Origin of the sequence: Acinetobacter sp. IK31 (genome assembly GCF_035615195.1) — a bacterium.
GTDB classification, from domain to species: domain Bacteria; phylum Pseudomonadota; class Gammaproteobacteria; order Pseudomonadales; family Moraxellaceae; genus Acinetobacter; species Acinetobacter calcoaceticus_C.
On sequence record NZ_JANBOB010000030.1, the window covers coordinates 234552 to 258092 of the forward strand.

Annotated in this window: 19 protein-coding genes; 6 read left to right on the forward strand and 13 right to left on the reverse strand. The window is 39.1% G+C overall.

What is annotated here, in order from left to right; genetic code table 11:
* Positions 1-118 precede the first annotated feature (118 nt).
* Entirely contained in the window at positions 119-1135 is a 1017-nt protein-coding gene (locus tag MSG66_RS14580) for an AI-2E family transporter (RefSeq protein ID WP_133972338.1), read from the forward strand.
* Between the two features lie 57 nt (positions 1136-1192).
* On the opposite strand, the gene rapA is transcribed toward MSG66_RS14580, so the two are convergent.
* The 6 genes from rapA to MSG66_RS14610 all read right to left on the reverse strand — a co-directional run bounded on the left by rapA (position 1193) and on the right by MSG66_RS14610 (position 8175).
* On the reverse strand, positions 1193-4030 hold the full coding sequence (gene rapA, locus MSG66_RS14585; protein WP_324654471.1) for an RNA polymerase-associated protein RapA: 2838 nt from the start codon (positions 4028-4030) through the stop codon (positions 1193-1195).
* A gap of 153 nt (positions 4031-4183) precedes the next feature.
* Entirely contained in the window at positions 4184-4822 is a 639-nt protein-coding gene (locus MSG66_RS14590) for an RluA family pseudouridine synthase (RefSeq protein WP_133972334.1), read from the reverse strand.
* Positions 4823-4954: 132 nt separating this feature from the next.
* Complete coding sequence (locus tag MSG66_RS14595) at positions 4955-5659, reverse strand: acyl carrier protein (RefSeq protein WP_324654472.1); 705 nt, start codon at positions 5657-5659, stop codon at positions 4955-4957.
* A 63-nt stretch (positions 5660-5722) separates the two neighbouring features.
* Positions 5723-7021 carry a glutamate-1-semialdehyde 2,1-aminomutase gene (gene hemL / locus MSG66_RS14600; protein WP_202742983.1) on the reverse strand — a complete coding sequence of 433 codons (1299 nt, stop codon included), beginning with the start codon at positions 7019-7021 and terminating at the stop codon, positions 5723-5725.
* Between the two features lie 42 nt (positions 7022-7063).
* Positions 7064-7675, reverse strand: coding sequence for a thiamine phosphate synthase (gene thiE, locus MSG66_RS14605; RefSeq protein WP_133972330.1), 612 nt, complete (start codon positions 7673-7675; stop codon positions 7064-7066).
* A gap of 116 nt (positions 7676-7791) precedes the next feature.
* Complete coding sequence (locus MSG66_RS14610; protein ID WP_262472650.1) at positions 7792-8175, reverse strand: DUF962 domain-containing protein; 384 nt, start codon at positions 8173-8175, stop codon at positions 7792-7794.
* A gap of 167 nt (positions 8176-8342) precedes the next feature.
* On the opposite strand from MSG66_RS14610, the gene MSG66_RS14615 reads away from it, so the two are divergent.
* The gene (locus tag MSG66_RS14615) at positions 8343-9806 is read left to right on the forward strand and encodes a CYTH and CHAD domain-containing protein (protein WP_262472649.1); all 1464 of its coding nucleotides are present in this window, start codon (positions 8343-8345) and stop codon (positions 9804-9806) included.
* A gap of 34 nt (positions 9807-9840) precedes the next feature.
* Here the strand turns inward: MSG66_RS14615 and MSG66_RS14620 are convergent, their stop codons facing one another.
* Positions 9841-10473 carry a hypothetical protein gene (locus MSG66_RS14620; protein WP_324654473.1) on the reverse strand — a complete coding sequence of 211 codons (633 nt, stop codon included), beginning with the start codon at positions 10471-10473 and terminating at the stop codon, positions 9841-9843.
* Between the two features lie 107 nt (positions 10474-10580).
* Between MSG66_RS14620 and MSG66_RS14625 the strand changes: the two genes are divergently transcribed.
* A complete protein-coding gene (locus tag MSG66_RS14625; protein ID WP_017387905.1) occupies positions 10581-10964 on the forward strand; it encodes a DUF3144 domain-containing protein in 384 nt (127 codons plus the stop codon).
* Positions 10965-11025: 61 nt separating this feature from the next.
* On the opposite strand, the gene MSG66_RS14630 is transcribed toward MSG66_RS14625, so the two are convergent.
* From MSG66_RS14630 to MSG66_RS14645, 4 genes are all read right to left on the reverse strand, one after another.
* Entirely contained in the window at positions 11026-13788 is a 2763-nt protein-coding gene (locus MSG66_RS14630) for a pitrilysin family protein (protein WP_324654474.1), read from the reverse strand.
* Between the two features lie 128 nt (positions 13789-13916).
* Positions 13917-14732 (reverse strand): PhzF family phenazine biosynthesis protein, encoded by an 816-nt coding sequence (locus tag MSG66_RS14635; protein WP_202742989.1) that lies wholly within the window; start codon positions 14730-14732, stop codon positions 13917-13919.
* 147 nt (positions 14733-14879) lie between these two features.
* On the reverse strand, positions 14880-16271 hold the full coding sequence (locus tag MSG66_RS14640; RefSeq protein ID WP_324654475.1) for an L-cystine transporter: 1392 nt from the start codon (positions 16269-16271) through the stop codon (positions 14880-14882).
* Between the two features lie 208 nt (positions 16272-16479).
* Positions 16480-17361, reverse strand: coding sequence for a LysR family transcriptional regulator (locus MSG66_RS14645; protein ID WP_324654476.1), 882 nt, complete (start codon positions 17359-17361; stop codon positions 16480-16482).
* A 48-nt stretch (positions 17362-17409) separates the two neighbouring features.
* Here MSG66_RS14645 and MSG66_RS14650 point away from each other — a divergent pair, with 48 nt between their 5' ends.
* Both MSG66_RS14650 and MSG66_RS14655 read left to right on the forward strand, forming a co-directional pair.
* A complete protein-coding gene (locus MSG66_RS14650) occupies positions 17410-18636 on the forward strand; it encodes a YbfB/YjiJ family MFS transporter (protein WP_324654477.1) in 1227 nt (408 codons plus the stop codon).
* On the forward strand, positions 18633-18758 hold the full coding sequence (locus MSG66_RS14655) for a hypothetical protein (protein ID WP_227549229.1): 126 nt from the start codon (positions 18633-18635) through the stop codon (positions 18756-18758). Before MSG66_RS14650 ends, MSG66_RS14655 begins: the two co-directional genes overlap by 4 nt.
* 40 nt (positions 18759-18798) lie before the next feature.
* Here MSG66_RS14655 and icd read toward each other — a convergent pair whose 3' ends face one another.
* Positions 18799-20055, reverse strand: coding sequence for an NADP-dependent isocitrate dehydrogenase (icd, locus tag MSG66_RS14660; protein WP_202742992.1), 1257 nt, complete (start codon positions 20053-20055; stop codon positions 18799-18801).
* Positions 20056-20251: 196 nt separating this feature from the next.
* Between icd and MSG66_RS14665 the strand changes: the two genes are divergently transcribed.
* Positions 20252-21040, forward strand: a complete 789-nt coding sequence (locus tag MSG66_RS14665; protein WP_075431495.1) for an rRNA large subunit pseudouridine synthase E — start codon at positions 20252-20254, stop codon at positions 21038-21040.
* Positions 21041-21157: 117 nt separating this feature from the next.
* Here the strand turns inward: MSG66_RS14665 and MSG66_RS14670 are convergent, their stop codons facing one another.
* Complete coding sequence (locus MSG66_RS14670; protein ID WP_324654478.1) at positions 21158-23395, reverse strand: NADP-dependent isocitrate dehydrogenase; 2238 nt, start codon at positions 23393-23395, stop codon at positions 21158-21160.
* Between the last annotated feature and the right edge of the window lie 146 nt (positions 23396-23541).

A 23541-nucleotide genomic window follows, 5' to 3' on the forward strand; every position in this document is an offset into this window, starting at 1 on the left:
ACTCCTCTATTCTTCAGAAAAAATATAACTCATCGATTGAAGCTAATAGCTTGCGAGAGTATAAATAATTAGTCCATTTGCTCTTTCTCCTATATTCCCCACGATCTCAGGGATCAACATGCAAAATTTGAATAATCGTCCAAGTCTGATTGCAAGCTACATTCTTATGGGCATCTTTTTGCTTTCGGTTATCCCATTACATCTATTAGCAAGTTTTTTTGCAGGCTTTCTTATTTATGAAATTATTATTAGCTTAAGCTCGGTTGTAGAACGTTATATTGATGGTCAAAGAGCCCGCATCTTTATTAGTATTTTATTAAGTATTGTCACCATTTCACTTATTGGTTTTTTCATTACGAGTCTGATTAGTTTTGTCGTCCATGATTTAAAAGGCGTAGGCATCCATAATATCAACAGTAAAGTCGATCAAACGCTACTGCATTTACAAGCTGAAATTAGTAAATATCTTCCGGGTTATATTCCCGATAGCGTGACAGAATTAAAAGACGAAATTTTCGCGTTTATGAAAGATAACGTGACCATATTAAAAAATACAAGTTCTGATATCTTACATAACTTTGTAACAATGGTTATGGGCCTTATTATCGGTATTTTGGTCGCTATACACGGTTTTCACCGCCGTACTCCCCAGCCTGTTTTTAAGTCTCTTCTGATCCAACGTATTCAAAAATTATCAATTTCATTTAAAAACGTTGTTTTTGCACAAATAAAAATTTCAGCAATTAATACGCTACTCTTTATTTTATTCGCCTTTATTTTATTACCGCTTTGGGGAGTTCATCTTCCTTTTGCCAAAACTTTAACTATTTTGACATTCATGTTTGGACTGATTCCAATTTTAGGTAATCTTATTTCTAATACATTAACGTTCATTGCCGCTCTTACTGTTTCCCTCGGACTAGCAGGAACAGCATTACTTTATCTCGTTCTCGTTCACAAACTTGAATATTTTGTTAACGCTAAAATTATTGGACATAAAATCAATGCAAATGCATGGGAGATTTTATTAGCAATGCTGGTATTTGAATCAATTTTTGGCTTAGGCGGTTTAATCGCAGCTCCAATTTTCTATGCATATTTAAAATTAGAACTGAAAGATGCTGGTCTCATCTAATTCTAAATTGGTCTATAAAAAAAGCGCCCTCTAGGCGCTTTTTTTATTTTGAGTTAATTATGGCTTAACCACAACTAATACTTGAATTGCTTCTGGTGTAACAGTTAAACCATCCAGCAAGCTCAAACCTTCTTTTTGCAGCTTTTGCAAACGTTCAATTTCATCTTGACGAATACTTGGGTTGAACTGTTTTAGATAAGTTAAACGGTCAATTTCATATTGCCATTTATTGCCATAATGTTCTTTTGCTTGTTGCTGAAGCTGTGGCAAATCAACTTTCGCGATATCCAACGCTTGTTTATAACGTTGCTCAATAATATCACGGCGAGCTTTAACCACCTGACGACAGCTATTGCCATCTAAGTGATGTAAATATGGTTTTAGAATAGCTGGATCAATCTTTTCAGATAAGTCCTGACCATTTTCACTTAACAATACCCGAATTAACTGCTTAGGTAAGCTCGATGGTAAGTTCAATGCTTTAGGTGCAACTACATCGACTTTAAACCATACTTCGATTAGTACTGAACCTTGCTTTAACGCATTGGATTTGAGTACAGCAACATTGGTACTACCAAATGATTGCGTACGGATCATTTCCATTACACTTTCAATGAATGGATGCTCTAAAGTTAAATATTGAGCATCTTCACGAAGCTGAGCCTGATCACGATAGAACGTTGCTGTCATGCCTTCTTCGTCTAGCGCCAAACCTTGCACTTGCATTTGGTCTGTTGGACGAATAATTACAGTACCGTTACTTTGCTCATCAAAGTCGATATTGGTTGATGACATGAAACGCTTCACAAACATTGGTAGCGTTGTATTGTCATCATAATCTTCTAAGGCCTGAACAATCTCTTGCGCCACAATTGGACGACACGAGTTATATTCAAGTAAGCGGTCTCGGCCTGCCTGAAGCTCAGCTTCCAAAGCTTGACGTTGAACATTCACTTCTTCAAGCAAATCTTCAAAAGTTTGACCTTGGTCTGCAAGCAAACAGTCTTTTAATTCAACAATAAAGTTTTCTTGCAACGTTTGTGCTGTTGGCGAAATATTGCTGAAAATATTAAGTGCTTCATTGTACCAACGGAACATACGTTCTTGAGCTGTTCCTACAAGATATGGCACATGAATCTGAATACGGTTTTCTTGACCAATACGGTCTAGACGCCCGATACGTTGCTCTAAAACATCTGGGTTAGCGGGTAGATCAAATAAAATTAGATCACTGGCGAATTGGAAATTACGGCCTTCAGAACCAATTTCAGAACACAGTAGAATTTGTGCACCATAGCTTTCTTCAGCAAAATAAGCAGCCGCTTGGTCACGCTCAAGTAAGCTCATGCCTTCATGGAACATTGCAGTACGAATGCCTGCATGCAAACGCAATACATTTTCTAAAGCTTCAACAACGGGTCCACTACGCGCAATTAAAAGCACTTTTTTATGCTTGAGATCTTTGCGCAGAACTTCCATTACCCATAGTACACGTGGGTCATTTTGCATCCATGAACCATCAAGGTGTGCTTCTTCAGGCCACATCTGCTCACGCAGTTTTCCATCTTTTGACCAGTCTTCTGGTGCTGGTAATGGTGCTGGCTGACAATCACGCCCTGGGAAGCCTTGAATTGCTTCACGCGTATTGCGGAATAAAATACGACCCGTACCATGACGGTCTAATAATTCGTGAATTGCTCTAAAGCGTTGTTCAGGCTGGTCTTCAATACTATGCCCTAACAAGCCCTCTAAAGCAGATAAATGCTCAGGAGTTAAGGGTTGATCAGACATGAGCGCTTCAGCAATTTTTGCAGTCTGCTGGTACTGAGTTTCTTCATCTAAGAAGCGCTCTAAACTACTAAAACGCTGCGGATCAAGTAAACGTAAACGTGCGAAATGGCTTTCCACACCCAATTGTTCAGGCGTTGCAGTCAGCAACAATACCCCTGCCGTATTTTCAGCCAATTCTTCGATTAAATCGTAACGGTCATTACCGCCTTCTTCTTCGCTCCACATCAAATGATGTGCTTCATCGACCACGAGTAAATCAAAACCAGCTTCGATTGCTTGCTCGCGCAAATCATCATGGTCAACCATTAAATCAACGCTCGCAATAATGCATTGCTCGGTTAAGAATGGGTTGAGTTCTGGATCATGTTCTTTAATAGATGCGGTGCGTGTTAAATCGAAAAGAGAGAATTGCAAATTAAAACGGCGACGCATTTCAATCATCCACTGATACTGTAAAGAATCAGGGACTAAAATAAGAATTCGTTCTGAACGGCCAGTCTTAAGCTGTTGGTGGATAATTAAACCAGCTTCAATTGTTTTACCTAAGCCCACTTCATCGGCAAGTAAAACACGGGGTGCAAAACGTTTACCTACTTCATGTGCGATATAAAGCTGATGTGGAATTAAACCAACACGCGCACCAACCATACCGCGTAGAGGGCTGTTTTGCATTTGTGCTTGCATTAACATGGCTTCAATGCGCAGGTCATACCACTCTTTATAGTCAACCTGACTTGCAAGCAAACGATCTAAAGGCTTCGATAGCTGGATTTGTGCACCAATACGTGTCTCATTCAGCGCTTTACGTTCTTGTTCGCCATTTTCTAATGTACGAATCACGTTATAACGCAAAACACCATGACGGTCTTCAATAGACTCAACAATCCACTTCTTACCTTCCTGATCTTGAACTTCATCATTGGTGTTAAAGATGATACGAGAGAGCGGAGCATTATTACGTGCATATACACGTGTCTCATCACTTTTGGGGAATAAAATGCTGACAGATCTTTCATCTACCTCAATAAGAACACCTAAACCGAGCTCAGTTTCTGTGTCTGATAGCCAACGTTGACCAATAGCATACTGCTGCAATTTTTCCACCTTTCTCTTAAGTTCGCGCTACATACTACATATTGTACGATGCAAATTAGCTTATTTTTGCATCTTTTTATGTAGTCTTTAAAGGAAAATTTTGAAGCAAAAACCAATTAAATAGCTTTACTACAAAAAATTACTCATCAAAAGTTTTTTACATTAAAACGGTACAGGACAGTTAAAAGTTAATATTTCCGCTGTGACAGGATGATTAAAACTTAACTGTTTGGCATGCAAACACAAACGCGGAACAAGTTGCTGCTCCGCTGTTGCATACAGCGTGTCACCTACAATTGGATGTCCAAGATATTGCATGTGTACACGGAGTTGATGGGATCGGCCGGTAATTGGTGTTAATTTCACACGAGTTACCGGCTGTCCCTGAATCTGAAAATGTTCTAGAGCCTGCCAATGGGTTAAAGCAGGCTTATTATGAGAAGCATCTACAATATGTAGAGGGGGGCGGCTTGGGTCATAGATAACCGGAATGTCTACCGTACCCTCACCTTCTAGATGACCTGCGACTAGTGCTTCATATATTTTTGAAGTTTGACGGTCTTGGAATTGACGTGCAATTGCACTTTGACCGCGTTTAGATAAGCCAAACACTAAAATACCGGAAGTATCTCGATCTAGACGATGAATGAGCAAAGTTTTAGGTTCAATCGCAACCAACCTTGTCAAAACACTATCATGTAAATCACCCTTACCAGGAACACTCAAAATGTCCGAAGGTTTATGAATCACCATAAAATCATCATCTCGATAGATCAGATGTTCACTTAGAAAATCACTCAAAGTTATATTCCCAAGGTAAGATGAAAAACAAGCGGGCAATAATAAAAAGCTTACGTCCGAATTACAATGCCGTTCGGGTAAATTAACAGCATAATTTGCAAATATTATGGAGCACTACGGGTCTATGGTGAATCAATGCTTCAATAACTGCATAATATGTTGCAATGTAGGTGCTTGCATCACCTCTTCAGCGCTTAGGCTCGCACCATTTGCACGCCATAGGTCGACTAGGTAATCCACAGCAGATTGATTCAATCCATAGTTTCGTAAATCAATTTCAGGGTGAATTTCCATGGGATGCCGCCCAACCTGTTCAGCAATTGCCAATAAAATTCCTTTATCCGACAGAATATATTCAGACGGTACACTTAAAGACCACAACCGTATTAAGCTCTGCGTATTTAAATGTTTTATATGGTCAAAACTAATCTTTTCAACCCACTGGATATGCTGTTCTAAATTACCTGCCAAGATTGCATCATTTACCACACTGACCTGATCTGTAATCGATAAAACGAGTTGCATGACTTGCTTAAATAGAGGTGATAAATGCCCAGCCATCACAACTTGGGCTTTACTATTTGATGACAACTGTTGACCAAGCTGCAACATGGTTTGCTGAAGCTGAGATGCATCAATAAAAATGATTGGAATTTCGAGCGCCTGTGCTCTTTTACTTAGCAATTCTAAATGATCGGCTAATGGCTGCCCGGCCCAATCTGGTAAAACTTTAAGCTCATTTAGCCCAACTAATAGCAATATACTTTGCGCAGAATCAATTGACCAATTTGAAGTATTTGCTGCTAATTGGATTTTTCGAGGTAAGGGATAAAACATTGTTCTCTACAAATATAAAAATGGTCCAAATTAAAAAGCCCGTTTTAAACGGGCTTTTTTTACTTACTTCATTTCAGCGAATGTTTCTTTTGCAGCTTGAATCGTATATTCGATATCTTCATCAGAATGAGCAGATGAAATAAAGCCTGCTTCAAATGCTGACGGTGCCAAGTTCACACCACGTTTTAGCATGCCATGGAAGAACTTTTTGAAAGCTTCAATATCACACGCCAACATAGAGTCGAAACTTGTAATATCTTCTTGGTTTGTGAAGTAAAGACCGAACATTGCACCAGCTTGCTGAGTTTTAAATGGAATACCCGCTTCATCAGCTGCCGCTTGCAAACCTGTAAGTAACTTTTCAAGTTGAGCTGATAACTTGCTATAAAAATCTGGTTGGCGTAAATGTTTGAACATTTCGATACCAGCACGCATAGCGAGTGGGTTGCCAGATAATGTACCTGCTTGGTATACACCACCTAAAGGTGCGATGCATTCCATGATTTCACGTTTACCACCAAACGCTCCAACTGGTAAGCCTGCACCAATGATTTTACCCAAGGTCGTTAAGTCTGGCTTAACATTATAAACCGATTGAGCACCACCTAAAGCAACACGGAAACCTGTCATCACTTCATCAATAATAAAGACAGATTTATATTCATCACACACATCGCGAATGGCTTGTAAGAAACCGTCAATTGGTTTCACCATATTCATGTTACCCGCGACAGGTTCAATGATTACACCCGCAATTTCATGACCAAATTTAACAAAACATTCTTTTAACGCAGCAATATCGTTGTAAGGCAGCGTTAAAGTGTGTTTAGCAAAATCAACTGGAACGCCTTTTGAAGTCGGTTCACCTTCACCTAGAGTGAGTAAGCCTGAACCTGCTTTTACTAAAAGCGAGTCTGAGTGACCATGGTAACAACCTTCAAACTTCACAATTTTGTCACGGCCAGTGTAACCACGTGCTAAACGAATAGCTGTCATAGTCGCTTCTGTACCAGAGTTCGTCATACGTACCAATTCAATTGATGGCATGATTTCACAGATAATATCTGCCAACGTTGTTTCATGTACGGTCGGAGCACCAAAACTTAAACCGTCTTCGGCAGCAGTTTGCACAGCTTTAATAATCTCAGGATGAGCATGACCCAAAATCATTGGTCCCCATGAACCAACATAGTCAACATAGCGCTTACCATCAACATCCCATAAATATGCACCTTTCGCTTTCTCGATGAAAACAGGTGTTCCTCCAACGCCATTAAAGGCACGTACTGGAGAGTTCACACCACCAGGAATGTGTTTGCTGGCTTGTTTAAATAACTGTTCTTGCTTTGGAGATAAACTCATGGAAATGCTCGTCTTAAATATCTAAAAAATAATTTTGAAAGCTTAAGAAAATAATTGTGCCCACGCTTGTACACGGGCAGGAATTTCAGCAGTTGATCGGCCTAATATATCACTAATGACCGCACACAGGTCAGCCCCAGCCTCAATCACAGGTTTTGAGTTTTCAACGGTTAAACCGCCAATTGCACAAATCGGTAGATCATATTGAATCGCTGCCTGCTTAATCACTTCTATGCCCACATTACCTGCTTCAGGTTTTGTAGAGGTCGCATAGACCGCACCAAATGCAATATAAGTTGCACCATCTGCAATTGCTTTTTGGGCAAGCTCTAAAGAGTTCAAACAAGTACGACCAATGATGACATTTTGTGGTAACTGAGATTTGGCATCGGTAATTTCACCGTCACTTTGCCCTAAATGCACACCTAAACCAAACTGAGCAGCCAGTTCTAGGTCATCATTAATTACAAAAGGAACTTGGTATTTTTCACACAATAGTTTGATTTGCTCAACTTCAGCAGGTTGGTCAGTTTTTTCTATTTTTTTACGGCGGTACTGTAAAATTGCGACCTGTTTAGTTGCAAGCGCGACATCTAGTTTTTCTAATAATAATTGAATTGGGTCATCATTGGTAATCAGATATAAACCGCGCATACTCTACTCTTGCTTTAAAAAACTTCGCTAGTATAACGGATTTATAGGTCATCATAAGTACCGATTGATATGGGCTTACCAGTACCAATCGGTCTATTAAGAATAGAAATAAAAAATTAACTCGGAATCTTATCGTGTTTACGATCAATCAAACTCAAACGACCACGTGCAACATCAGATAACATTCGCCAATCTGAAATAAAGCTATAGAAAGGTTGTTTAAAACTCGCAGGTTTATTTTTTTCAAACACAAAATGTCCAACCCAAGCGTTTGCGTAACCCGCCATCAAACCATAGAGTACATATTTCGCCTGTTTCTTATGGATTGCTTTTGAAAAGAAATATAGCCCAATACTGCTACCCACCACATGCAAGCGTCTGCTCATGATGTTGCGGTGCTCAGTTAAATAAAAACGATAAAATTCTTGGTAGTTTTTAAGGGGTAATTCAAACTCTGGTTGAACTTCATGATTAAAATTTACGGGTACATTCACGATCATCTTCCTGATTTTTATTTGATCAAAATTTAGTTGATTGTACACCCAAAAGAAAGATTAGCGCGATATGCAGCTTTGTAACTTTCTCTATCAAATCCGTTATTTTTAGCGCTAAGCTATTATACTGATTCAAGATAGTTTAAATACCTGAGATTCGGGGAGAATATATTATGGTTGAAGTCGAGCTTAAGTTTCAGTTACCTGAATCGAAGAAAAAAACTGTTCAGCAATACTTAAAAAAGCATAAAGCACAGCAGATTCATCTTCAGGCAAAATATTACGACACACCCGAACGATTACTTGCAAAAAATGGCATGGCACTACGTTTGCGTAAAGAAAATGATCAATGGGTCCAAACATTTAAAGCCGCAGGTCAAAGCCACCTACACCGTGTTGAAGAAGAAATTCATTTGGGTCAATGCGAAAAAGAACCTGACTTAAACCTCGAACTATATCAAGATAATAAAACTGTTATAGGCTTACTTCATGAAGCACTAGGTACAGAAGTTGAAAAGCTAACTTTGCAATTTGAGACTGACGTACAGCGCACCTATCATGTGTTTGAAGCAGACAATACAGCGATTGAAGTTTGCCTTGATGACGGTGTAGTCAAAACCGCAACTGCTCAAAGCATAATTTGCGAAGTTGAATTTGAACTTAAACAAGGCGCAGTTAAAACACTTATTCAGTTTGCACAGCAATGGATTAATCGTTATACCCTTTGGCTCGATGTCAGAAGTAAAGCCGAGCGTGGTAATTTATTAGCACTAGGGCAAGCGGTCTCTCCCGCTGTTCATGCCAAAGCACTGACATTAAATAAAGATATTACTGCTGAAGAAGCTCTCAAAAAGATTGTAGATAATTGTTTAGGACAATTCTTACCAAATATGGCAGCAATTGCCGATGGTGTTGCCGAAGCTGAACATATTCATCAGGCACGTGTGAGTTTGCGCCGTTTACGTAGTGCACTTAAACATTTTTCTAGCTGGTCAAACGAAGTAAATCCGGTTTGGGAAGAACAAATTGCTGAGCTTTTCCGTAAGCTTGGAGACACTCGTGATGAAGATGCGATTCGAACTGAAGTTTTACCTATCATCCAGCAACATGGCTCACCTGAACTTTTATTGCCCGTTTCAGCCCAGCCATTAAAAGAACTCTCAATACTATTTACATCTTCGGACACGATTAAGCTATTACTAGATTTATTAGCATTCGCCTACTCGGAAGAAAATTCAAAGTCCAAAACAGGTGGGTTAAAAAAACATATTAAAAAGAGTTTAGATAAGCTACATCATAAAGTGATTAGCAATGCTGAACATTTCTCTGAACTTGAAGTCACTGAACAGCACAAAATCCGAAAGAAAGCTAAGCAGTTACGTTATTGTGTTGAGTTTATTTCGAGTCTTTACCCTGACAAAAAAGTACAGCAATATTTAAAACAGCTACAACCTGTACAAAATACCTTAGGTCACTATAACGATTTGTTTATTGCTGAAGGTATTTTCAATAAAGCTGTCGAAAATGACTCGTCTTTCTGGTTTGCATTAGGCTGGGTAAAAGCCAAACAGCCTCACTTACAAAAGCGGTCCGCCAAAGCTTTACAAACTTTTAGTCAGGCCGAAACGTTCTGGTAATTTATAAAAGTCGCTGTAAACGCGCAGCGACTTTTTATCGGTATTTACCAAATACTTTCCATACACCGTTATCTACTAACGGGTCATTATAGCTATCACTACGTTGCTTTCTTGGCTTATCTCGGGCATCGACCAGCTTAAAATGCGGCTCAACTCCTAACACAATTCCATTGGTATAAAAACGTGAACGGGTATATTCACTTTGTCCATGTTGGAATACATAGGTTCTTAAGTCGATGAACTCACGATGAGCCACCAGTGCAGCAGTATCATCGCTCTGCAACCATTCCTGCATCGTAAAAATTTGGTCTGCTTCGAACTGCCCACATTTTTCAATTAAGCTCGCGACCCCGCGAAAAGTCTTAGATTCCTTAGCTCGTGTTTTATTAATCCGAATTCGGTCTACATGAAAAAAGAACAAGGGTAAATTTAAATGACTGGGCAAATGAATCGCATCTGGTAATTCATCTTCCATAAACGGTTGAAAAAGTTCTTGTGCCCTTTCAATTAGTCCTTGCCATTGTTGGTAATAGATTTCGACTTCTTGTTGTAAACCATAATAAATCGGCAGCCCTTCCACATGTTCTAAATATTGAGGTGGAAAAACATGTTGGCGTAATAAAGCAATATCTGTTTTTAAACTTTGAATCGCAATTGCATCTTGCATATTAGGCTCTCCTACCGACACTTAGGCTATTTACAGACTAAGTCAAAGGTTTTGTTTCCGCAAGGCTTTGCCTATAATAAGCAGCTCTATTTTTGCGGGAATAAGTCATGTCTCAAAAGATTAATGCAACAGATGTTACTGAAGAAGAAGCTTTAAATGCGGTTTTCTTTGAGCGTGCGGATGAATTTATCAAACAAGCGAATGATTTTTGTCGCCCGCCAAAAGGTGAAAAAACAGATCCAGCCGAGCTGCGTGGTCAAGTGAGTGCGGCAATGTTATTTGCTAGCGCCCGTTTTAACACATGGGTAGCGGCAAATAATTTTAAAGATGGCGATGAAATGCGTGATGCTAAAGATCAAGTCATGTCTTATCTTGTGCAACAATTTCAAATGATGCTCGAAGATAACTTTGATGAGTACTGTGAACAGTTCGAAAATTATTTACGTTTCCGTAAAAATGAAGATTTTCACGCGCATAAACACGATCATTAATATGATTTAAATACCCAAATAAAAAGCCACGATTGAGTGGCTTTTTATTTTAAAGAAGGCTTTATTTTTTTGCTGCCTGACCATATTGATCAGCCATAACCTCGACTAAATGTTCAGGTTTAATATACTTTTTAATTACTGTGTTTACGTCCGCAACAGTCAGTTTAGTTAACTCTTGATCATGGCGGATTCGGTCTTGTAATGTTTTACCAGACTCAAGCTGGAGATTTAACATCCCATGAATATTACGTTCATCTTCTAAAGCCGTAACGCGTTTCTTCATGATATCTGCTTTAGCGGCTTCAAGCTCTTGCTCAGTCACACCATTTTTCAACAAGTCATTCAACACTTTATGTATTGATGCAGAAACCTGCGCTGAGCGACCCGAAGTGTAATTTGCACTAATGCTTAAAGCACCTACATTAGTATCACGATCAAGCTGTAACCCACTGCCAAAACCATACACCAATGCATTTTTCTCACGAAGCTCTTGGGCCAAACGTGATGAAATTTGAGACTCACCTAAAATATAGTTGAGTAAAATTAATGCTGGCGCATCAGGGTGATTTTTCCCGACTGGTAGAGCGAGCACACTTTGGTAACTACCAAATTCGCGCTGCTCAGATAAAACATGAACTTGCTGAGCTGGAAAATCAACGTGATCAATCAAGATCTTTTGATAAGGTTGTTTACCATTCCAACGACCAAATTCCTGATCAAGTAATTTCTGCATTTTTTTCGCATCAAACTTACCCGTAATGGCAATTTGAGCATGGTTCATTGCAAAGAAATGCTCGTACAATTCTTTCACTTGTTCCTGAGTAGCACTTTTCAATTGCTGTTTTGCCAGTTCCGGTTCAAAGTGATAACGCAAATCACCCGGTTGATATTCTTCAAGCAAACGTGAGAGTGTTAAGCCAGCAACTACATCTGGTTCAGTATAAGGACGATCAAGACCTGATAAACTCTGCGATTTAATCAAATCAAATTGGGATTGCTCAAATTTTGGATTTTTCATCACATCAAGTGCAAACTTGAAAAATTCATCAAATTTTTCTGTTTTAGACTGAATGTTAATGGTCATACCATTGCCGTCAGCACTTGCATAAGCCGCACCGCCCGCATCAATCGATTTATCGGCAATATCCTGCAAACTATATTTATCGGAACCACGGAGTAATAAATATGAGGTTAAATCGACAACTGTGCCTTTATTAAATAAAGATTTCTCTGTTCCGAAATCCATCGTAATTGTGGCATAAGTACGATCATCACGTGTTTCAACTGGGAATAAAGCGTACTTCATTCCATTTTTCAGTTTGCCACGGATAATCTTTTTCTCATTACTTTCTACATACTGTTTTGAAGTTTTTAAAAACTCTGTCACTTCTTGTTGATAGGCTTTCGGGTCTTTTAAAGGTTCTGCCTTTGCTGCCACCTGATCTAGAGTTTTAGGGGCCTCTTTTGAATTTTGCTGTTGAGCTTTTTTCTGATCTTCAGGTGTTGGCAAAATATCACCGTCAATACGATGCTCAGCAACAATGAACTGTTTTAAAGTTTGATTCACATCATCTAGCTTAACGTTTTTTACCGAATCTAAATCTTTAAAATATTGATCCCATTGCCCACCAGCGACCGTGTAATCACTTAAACGCGACCCAAGTGCTACCGCATCTTTGGTGATTAAGTCACCTTGAGTTTTCATTAAACTCTTAACACGATTTAATTCAACTTCAGTAAAAGGCTTCCCTTTCTCGATACCCGTAAGTAATGAGTTTTCAACTTTTTTAGGGTCATTACTTGGTGCATATATAGCGCCTAGGAATACCACATTAAAATCTTGGTCTAACCACGTACTCGCCTCAACATTTGTGGTAATACCTGTTTCAACCATGTTCTGATATAAATGACCACTTGGTTGCATGGTATATAACAAAGGAGCTAACGCTAGTGTCGGCTGAATTTTGGTATTTTTTCCATTCATATAGATATGGAACTTCGCCAGATCACTTCCCTTTTTTACTACAAACTGACGATTTTTTATTTTTGTAGAGTCGAGCACAGGAATCTGAACAGCTTTAGGAACCTCACGCGCTGCGATTGGACTAAAATATTGGTCAATTGTTTTTAAAACTTCTGTCTTATCGAATTTACCTGAAACAACCATGACTGCATTATTCGGTGCATACCAGCTACGATAAAAACGGTCTAGCTCAGACATTTTAATAGATTTAAGCTCAGGCAAATCACCAATCGGTAAACGCCCTAAATATTGGTTGCCATAGGCTGACTTCCACATTTGATCCATCAGGACAGCAAAAGGCTGATCCATGCGGACTTCACGTTCGCGTTTTACGATTTCAATTTCGGAAGGAACAAATTTTTCTTGTAGAACCAATTTATCCATACGTTCAGATTCAAGGTACAACACTTCATTGAGTGCAGTCTTTTCTGGGCGAACGATGTTGGTATATTTAGTCGAGTAATAATCTGTGCTTGCGTTCGTCATCAAAGTATATTGATCTAGACGACGCTGGAATTCTTCCCCTTTAACATTTTTTGTCCCCTTAAAAGCTAAGTGTTCAAGCAAATGAGCTAAACCACTTTTGCCTTGTGGGTCATTTAATGAACCCGTCAAATAAATGGTGTTAATAAAGATTTTATTTTCTTTGTCATTCGGTGCAAGTACAACCCGAAAACCATTATCTAATTTATATTCCTCAATATTTTGCTTGCTTTTTACTAGTGTGGTTTGTGCCCAAGTTGCAGCACTTAAACCAAGAATACATAGGGAGAGAGTCAGTTGTTTAAACTGCATAAACATATAAATTCCAATTAATTTGAATAATAAAAAATCAATATTTGGGAGTACTATAGTAGGAAATTTGAACTTTTTTTCATAGTAAAGTTTTGAAAAAAAAGCCGTTTACTTAAACGGCTTTTGCTTTTCTGCTAAAGGTAAATCTCGGCTTGCATATAAAGCTTCCCATATCCTGAAATTTCAATACGTTCTTCAGACAAAATCTTGCAATGTAAAACGCCACCTCGACTAGAAGCCTGATAAGCCACAATATTATTTTCCCCAAGTTTTTCTGCCCATAACGGCGCTATAGCAGTATGAATTGAACCTGTGACAGGGTCTTCATCAATACCAGCGATAGGTGCAAAATAACGAGATACACAACCGTATTGCGGGGCGGCTTTTGAGGTTATTGCAACATCCATATCACTTGCTGTAACAGCAGTTCGTTTACCTAATGTTTTGAGCAAGTTCATGTCAGGCTGCTCATCCAATACATCTTGCACTGACTCATATTCAACAATGTAGGCTTGAACATTTTGATAAACCGCTTTAAAAGGTTTAGTTAAAGCTTGATGTAAAATAGCAGGATAATCTTCAACTTGATGAGCTTTACGAATTGGAAAATCCATTCTGATTTTGCCATCATCATCTTGATGAATCACAAAAATACCTAAGTTTCGTACATGAAAATTAATGGTCTTTTTTTCGGTAAAATCTTTAAATATGACAAACGCACTGGCAAGGGTAGCATGTCCACAAAAATCGACTTCAACCGTTGGAGTAAACCAACGGATTTCATAATTTTCAGAGTCTATAATTTTTACAAAAGCAGTTTCAGACAAGTTATTTTCAAGTGCTATCTTCTGCATTAAATCTGCATCTAGCCATTCTTTTTCTACAATAACTGCCGCAGGATTTCCTCGAAATAACTCTTTTGTAAAAGCATCGACTTGATACATTTTCATGATATTCAACTCTTTTAAATTAACTCATTGTCTTCAATTTTTTTAAATATAAACAGACACAGATTTTAAAAAATTAGCATTACAGCTATTATTCACACATAAAAAAACGACCCAATCCAATGAGATTGAGTCGTCTCTTACAGATTATTAATGATGTGTTAGTTCAATTTCATCTTCACTGTTTAATATTTCTTTATCTGTCTGGCCCATCAATTGACTGGTAACAACACCAGCAGTCATTGAACCATTTACATTCAAGGCAGTACGTCCCATATCAATTAAAGGTTCAATTGAAATAAGAAGTGCAACCAAAGTTACAGGTAAACCCATTGCAGGAAGTACGATCAGTGCAGCAAAAGTCGCACCGCCACCTACTCCAGCCACACCAATTGAACTTAAAGTCACAATACCAACTAACGATGCAATCCACATGGGGTCTAGCGTGTTAATTCCCATCGTTGGCGCAACCATTACCGCTAGCATTGCTGGATATAAACCAGCACAACCATTTTGGCCAATTGTCGCACCAAATGAAGCAGAGAAACTTGCAATAGATTCAGGAATACCTAAACGACGAGTTTGTGCTTCGATACTCAGTGGAATGCTTGCAGCGCTTGAACGGCTGGTAAATGCAAACGTTAAAACAGGAGCAACTTTCTTAAAGAATTTAAGCGGAGAAACACCTGTAAGCGTCAAAATAATGGCATGCACGACAAACATGATGGCTAAACCTAAATAAGATGCCACCAAGAAACCGCCTAAGTTTAAGATATCTGCAACATTCGAACTTGCCACAACTTTGGTCATGAGTGCAAAAACACCATAAGGCGTAAGCGTCATTACCAAACGAACTAGCTTCATTACCCAAGACTGTAAAGTCTGGATAGCCGTTAAAATACGCTGACCTTTTTCTTCATCATCTTTCATTAAGTTTAGTGCTGCTATCCCTAAGAAGCCGGCAAAGATAACCACACTAATAATTGAAGTGGGGTTTGCACCAGTCAATTCAGCAAATGGATTACTTGGAATAAAGGAAAGAATAAATTGCGGTACACTTAAATCGGTAACTTTGTCCACATAGTCTGTATTAATGGCAGTTAAACGTGCAGTTTCGGCAGCACCTTGCACCAAACCTTTTGCTGTTAAGCCAAACAGGTTAGTAACAAACACCCCTACGAGTGCAGCAATGAGCGTTGTAAAGAGTAAAGTACCAATCGTATAAAAACTGATTTTGCCTAAAGATGAGGCTTGGTGTAATTTTGCAACCGCTCCCAAAATAGACACAAACACCAAAGGCATAACAACCATTTGTAAAAGTTTTACATAGCCGTTTCCAACGATATTAAACCAGCTAATAGATTCAGCAAGAATCGGATGGCCACCGCTATAAATCAAATGTAGTCCTAAGCCAAACACCACACCTAGAATTAAGCCAGCCAGAACTTTTTTTGATAAGCTCCAGTCTGTTTTACGTGTTTGGGCGAGTAAAAATATTAACCCGACAAAAACCACAATATTGATGATTAAGGGTATATTCATTCCCAAACTCCAAATTATTGCTTGTGTCATCTTTCAAGGGGGCATATTTGACCATAGCCGGCCTATATAAACTACCCTTTTCAACAATTTTATAGCATCAAGATGATTACAAACCTGCGTGAGAATATAAAATGACTTTTAAATACATATATATCACTTTTAATTTATAAATTACGTAAAATATTTATGTATAAAAATCAGCCTCTACCTAAGCAACCTTTAATTCAAATTGTTGCTCAATAAAATAAATAAATTGCTTTAAATTGGTTCCCCATGTTTCGGGTAACTGGGCAACTAAATATGTAGTGAAAAAAGCAGATTCCATATTTAGTTCAAAACAATTGACGGACACTTTATCCGCAACTTTTGCCAGATAAGACTTAGGTAATAAAGCAAAACCAACGCCCAACTCTACACAACTCACAATACCGTCCAGACTTCCCATTTCCATAATTTGTGAGGGTGGAATACTAAAGTCATTCAAGAAAAGCTCTATGGCATGTCTATATGAACAACCTTGCCGAAATGCTATAAACCTTGTTTTTGCAAGGGTTGCCATGTCTGGAAAGCTCTCTTGTTGCTTAGGACAAACCAGAACCAGTTCTTCATGCCACACAGGAAAACTATATAACTCAGGAATTGAATGTTTAGATGCCACAAAAGCACAGTCCAATTCCCCCTGATGTATAGCATTTAATAAATAGCGTGTCGGATGAGTTTGTAGTTCAATGGGTAAAGTAGGATATTGCTGCATACATTGATTGAGTAACTGTGGCAAACGTATCGCAGCGGTGGTCTCCATACTTCCAAGTCGGATTGATTCAGCAGGATCAATTCCACCCTCTTGAAAGATTCTTTTAGCTTTATGGTGTAGTGCAAGCATTTGAACAGCATAACTATGTAGCTGTTGTCCTGCATTGGTTAGCGTCACTGGGTTATGGCGATTTAATAAAATCACCCCCAACTCTTCTTCAAGTTTTTTTATATGGCTCGTGATATTCGATTGAACGGTATACATTTTTTGTGCAGCCAATGAAAAACTTCCACTCTCTGCGACCGCCAAGAAAAACTCTAGTGACTTTAATAACATTACACTATCTCAAAATAAGATAACTATCATCTTATTAAATCATTTTTAATGATCATAAAACTAGCTTTTAATAATAAAAAAATTGAGAGTCTTCTCATGTCTACGTTTTATCGAATGAGCTTACTTGTCTTTTTGGCAACTTGTTTGGGTATTGGAGTGTTCAGATTTTCATATACTGCGCTCATGCCGATCATGATTGAGCAATATCACTGGACCCATGATTTTGCCAGCTTCTTAGGGAGTGCAAATTTATTGGGATATCTCATTGGTGCCTTATTGGCATTATTGAGTATTAAAGAAAAGTACATCCCATCCATGATCGTACTCTCAACTATTGCCGGGAGCCTCAGCCTCCTAGGCTGCTCATTCATGGATATGCCTCTGGCATGGTTCATTTTCTGGCGTACGGTTTCTGGTATTGCTGGCGGCTTGCTTATGATTTTAGCCCCGAGCTTTGCCATGAAATACATTCCCACCACGCAAAGATTAAAAGTTAATTTTTTAGGATTTAGCGGGATTGGCATGGGTGTGTTATCTGCCACCATTATTATTCCTGTACTTAAAAATATGTCTGTTCAATATGTTTGGGATATTTTTGCAAGCATTTCTATATTAGGAAGCGTACTGCTTTATCAATTACTAAGAACTAATACAGCTCAGATGATTAAGCCGCATTCTACAAACCTGCAAGCCTCGCAAAAATCACGTTTAGGCCTAGTCATTATTATTGCCTACATGTGCAGTGCCTTTGCTTATATTCCTCACTCTCTATTCTGGATGGATTATTTATCTGGAACTTTGCATTTTTCATTAGAACAAAGGAATTTATTTTGGGTTCTCTATGGAGCAGGAAGCTGCATTGGTGCATTTGTCGCTTATTGCTTAAGCCGAATAATAGGATATTTACACACCATTAAATGGTTATATGCCATTTACTGTCTAGCTGTTGTTTTACCTTTCTTTTCCCAGACCACTTCTTTGCTCGCTTTATCCTCCTTTTTTACAGGATTACTAACCCCCGCTACGGTGTTTATTAGCTCTTATAGCCTCTTACAAATTTATGAGCAACGTTATCAAAAGCTATGGAGCCTTGCCACGATTGGGTTTGCTAGCACTCAGCTTTTAGGCGGTGTCGTCATTAGTACTTTGCATCATTTGCACTGGTCTTATGCACATCTCTTCCTTTTGGGTGGAATCGTTCTACTCTTTGCAGTTTGCCTTTTATTTCCTGTACGGCCTACTTACATCTCAACTCTCGGAGAAACCGAATTATGAAATCTCTGTTCTTGCCGCTATTTTTAATTGCCTTTGTTCTTATTATTCAGGCTCTAGACCAGAGTTATCAAAAGAAAGTCGGCATCACGAAGACCACTAAATACCCTGAATTTTTGCAATAAAAAAAGCCCTCAACTGAGGGCTTTTTAATAGAAGAGTTATTTAATCGTCCATGTGCTTAATAATCGCATCACCAAACTCAGAGCAACGTAACAAGGTTGCATCCGGCATTAACCGCTCAAAATCGTAAGTTACAGTTTTAGCGGCAATCGCTCCTGAAATTCCTTTAATGATCAGATCAGCAGCTTCTGTCCAGCCCATATCACGTAGCATCATTTCAGCAGAAAGAATGATTGAACCGGGGTTTACTTTATCTTGACCTGCATATTTAGGCGCAGTGCCATGAGTTGCTTCATAAACAGCAATTGCACCACCAATATTTGCACCCGGTGCAATACCAATGCCGCCTACTTCTGCGGCTAAAGCATCAGAAATATAATCACCATTTAAATTAAGCGTTGCAATAACAGAGTAATCAGCGGGACGCATTAAAATTTGCTGTAAGAATGCATCCGCAATCACATCTTTAATGATGATGTCTTTACCAGTCCTAGGGTTCTTAATTTTAACCCATGGACCACCATCAATGAGTTCCCCACCGAAACGATCGAGAGCGAGCTCATAGCCCCACTCTTTAAAGGCCCCTTCGGTATATTTCATGATATTACCCTTATGAACAAGGGTCACCGAAGGCTTATCATTTTCAATTGCAAACTGAATGGCTTTGCGTACTAAACGCTGTGAACCTTCTTTCGATACAGGTTTAATTCCGATACCACAGCCTTCTGGAAAACGGATCTTTGTCACACCCATTTCTTCTTGAAGGAATCTAATGACTTTTTTAGCTTCTTCAGAATCGGCTTTCCATTCAATGCCCGCATAAATATCTTCCGAATTTTCACGGAAAATGACCATGTCGGTTAATTCTGGGTGTTGAACAGGTGAAGGAACACCTTCAAACCAACGCACTGGACGTACGCAAACATATAAATCCAATTCTTGGCGTAAGGCAACGTTGAGTGAACGAATGCCACCACCGACTGGTGTCGTTAAAGGACCTTTAATTGAGACAACAAACTCACGAAGTGCTTCAAAAGTTTCTTCCGGCATATAGCTGCCATAAATTTTATTGGCTTTTTCGCCGCAATACACTTCCATCCATTCGATTGAGCGTTTGCCACCGTAAGCTTTTAAAATAGCAGCATCTACGACTGCTTTCATGGTTGGTGTAATATCCACACCAATACCATCACCCTCAATAAAAGGAATAATTGGATGATTTGGTACATTCAGTGACAGGTCTGCATTTACCTTAATTTTGTCGCCATCTGCAGGAACCACAATCTTCTGATAACCCATTGTGTGAATTCTCCCTTTTATAATACTTAATTAACTAAAAATAATTATCGATACACAATACTTTCAACTCTTCTTAACGCATAATAGCTTAATTGAAATTAATCATTTTTGGGATTTATATGAGAAATAATCAGATTTCTCACTTAAATAAACCTCAATGTTTTCTCTAGTTATTTGAAAGAAGAAGTCATTTTTTATGAAAATTGTCATTCTCAACAAACCATATGACGTTCTCTCCCAGTTTCGTAAAGACGAAGCGCATATGACCGTCTCTGACTTTGTTGATGACCCGACTTTGCGTTTGGCAGGCCGTCTTGATATGGACTCTGAGGGTTTAGTTTTTTTAACTGATCATGGTGGTTTGAATCAGTTCATTACTAACCCTGCGAATAAAAAATACAAAACGTATTTAGTTCAAGTTGATGGCGATGTAACTGAAGAAGCGCTTGAGCAGCTTCGTAAAGGTGTAGAACTTAATGATGGTATAACGCTTCCTGCCACCGCCATTAAGGTAAGCGAGCCAGAATGGTTATGGGAACGTAACCCACCTGTACGTTTTCGTGCAAATATTCCAACATCTTGGATCGAAATTTCAATTTGTGAAGGCCGTAACCGTCAAGTTCGTCGTATGACTTCTGCGGTAGGTTTTCCAACTTTACGTTTAATCCGTACTAAAATTGGTTCAATTGATTTAGTTCAACTCGGCTTAAAACCTGGGGATGTTAAAGAAATTGAGCCTTTGCTTTACCCTGATTTTAAAGATGTGCCTGCTGAAGAACCTTATCGTTCACGTTCATATGTGAAAAAACCAGGCGGCACTGGCGGCAAGCCAATGGTTCGTAAAAATAAAGACGGTTCTACGAAGAAGTCTGGTACAAAACGTATTTGGCAGATGGATGATGGTGAAAAACCACGTCGCAAAACCAATGGTACAACTCGTCCAAATGCTAAAGCACCCCGTGGTCGTGGCCGCAATGATCGATAAGATTTAGGCTTTCAAAGCTCACCTAGGTGGGCTTTTTTAATGACTTTTATTTTTATAAAAATAAAAAAACCGGTGTATAAACACCGGCTTTTAAGCTATTTACTAACGAGTTAGTAATTAAGCTTGAACAGTTGCAAGAGCTGTATTGAATGTAGCACTTGGACGCATTACAGCATCTACTTTTGCTTTATCAATTGCATAGTAACCACCGATGTCAGCTGGTTTACCTTGTACTTGAGCAAGTTCAGCAACAATCTTCGGTTCGTCTTGAGCTAAAGTTTTTGCAAGTGAAGCAAATTTAGCTTTTAACTCAGCATCTTCGTTCTGTGCAGCAAGTGCTTCAGCCCAGTAAAGTGACAAGTAGAAATGGCTACCACGGTTGTCAATCTCACCGGTACGGCGTGATGGAGACTTACCATTATCAAGCAATTTGTCAGTCGCTTCATCAAGAGTCTTAGCAAGTAACTTAGCACGAGCATTATTTTCTTTAATACCCATCTCTTCCAAAGAAGCAGCTAGGGCAAGGAACTCACCAAGCGAATCCCAGCGTAAATGGTTTTCTTCAACAAGTTGTTGTACGTGTTTCGGCGCTGAACCACCCGCACCAGTCTCGTACATACCACCACCCGCCATAAGCGGAACGATAGACAACATTTTCGCAGAAGTACCAAGTTCCATAATTGGGAACAAGTCTGTTAAGTAGTCACGTAAGATGTTACCAGTCACAGAAATAGTATCTAGACCACGTACTACACGTTCAAGTGTGTAACGCATTGCACGAACTTGCGACATGATCTCAATATCAAGGCCAGTCGTGTCATAATCTTTTAAATACGTTTGTACTTTCTTGATCAATTCATTTTCGTGTGGACGGTACGGGTCAAGCCAGAAAATCGCAGGCATGCCTGAGTTACGTGCACGAGTCACAGCAAGTTTAACCCAATCACGAATCGGTGCATCTTTAACCTGACACATACGCCAGATATCACCTTCCTCAACGTTTTGAGTTAATAAAACTTCACCAGTTTCAAGGTCGGTAATATTTGCAATACCAGCTTCTGGAATTTCAAAAGTTTTATCGTGAGAACCGTATTCTTCAGCTTTTTGTGCCATCAAGCCAACGTTAGGTACTGTACCCATAGTTTTTGGGTCAAAATTACCATGCCATTTACAGAAATTGATCATTTCTTGGTAAATACGGGCAAATGTTGATTCTGGCATAACAGCTTTAGCATCATATTGCTTACCATCAGCACCCCACATTTTACCACCCGCACGGATCATAGCTGGCATTGAAGCATCAACGATGATGTCGTTTGGTGAGTGGAAGTTTGTGATGCCTTTTGCTGAGTCAACCATTGCAAGCGCAGGACGGTGTTCTTGACAAGCATGTAAGTCTTCAATGATTTCTTCACGTAATGACGTTGGAAGAGTTTCGATTTTCTCGTACAACCCAGCCATACCGTTATTTACGTTAATGCCTAATTCGTCAAATAACTTACCGTGTTTTTCGAAAGCTTCTTTGTAATAGATTTTCACACAGTGACCAAAAACGATCGGGTGTGAAACTTTCATCATTGTCGCTTTTACGTGTAAAGAGAACAAAATCCCCGCTTCTTTACAATCATCAAGTTCTTTTTCATAGAAATCACAAAGTGCTTTCTTGCTCATGAACATTGAATCAATGATTTCGCCGTCTTGTAGCGCAACTTTTGGCTTAAGAACAATGCTCTTACCACTGTTCGTGATAAGTTCCATTTTCACATTACGTGCGCGATCAAGTGTCATTGATTTTTCGCCATGGTAGAAGTCACCTTCTTCCATATGTGAAACATGAGTTTGTGACCACTGTTTCCACTCGCTCATTGAATGAGGGTGTTTTTTTGCGTAATTTTTAACTGCTGCTGGAGCACGACGGTCAGAGTTACCTTCACGAAGGACAGGATTTACTGCTGAACCAAGGCACTTACCATAACGAGCTTTGATTGATTTTTCTTCTTCGTTTGCAGGATTTTCCGGATAATCAGGAATTGCATAACCTTTTGATTGAAGCTCTTTGATACATGCAGTTAATTGCGCAACAGACGCACTGATATTCGGGAGTTTGATAATATTAGTATCTGGATCTTGTGTAAGACGACCTAGCTCTGCAAGGTTGTCAGTTACCTTTTGCTCTTCACTTAGGTATTCAGCGAATTCTGCGAGCACACGTGCAGCTACAGAGATGTCACTTTTAATAATCTCGATGCCAGCTGGCTTAGTAAAGGTCTCAATGATCGGCAGTAGCGAATAGGTCGCCAATAGTGGCGCCTCGTCAGTCAGTGTGTAAATAATAGTTGACTTTTCACCAGCCATATATAGCCCCTTCCGTTTGATTGAGTGTTGAGGACCGAGCTTTTGGCCCAGTGCCTACGAACCGATATACTTAAATAAAACCCTGAGAGTATCGACTCTCATTGCCTTTCAGTCAACGAAATATCCAGTGATAACGACATTTCGTA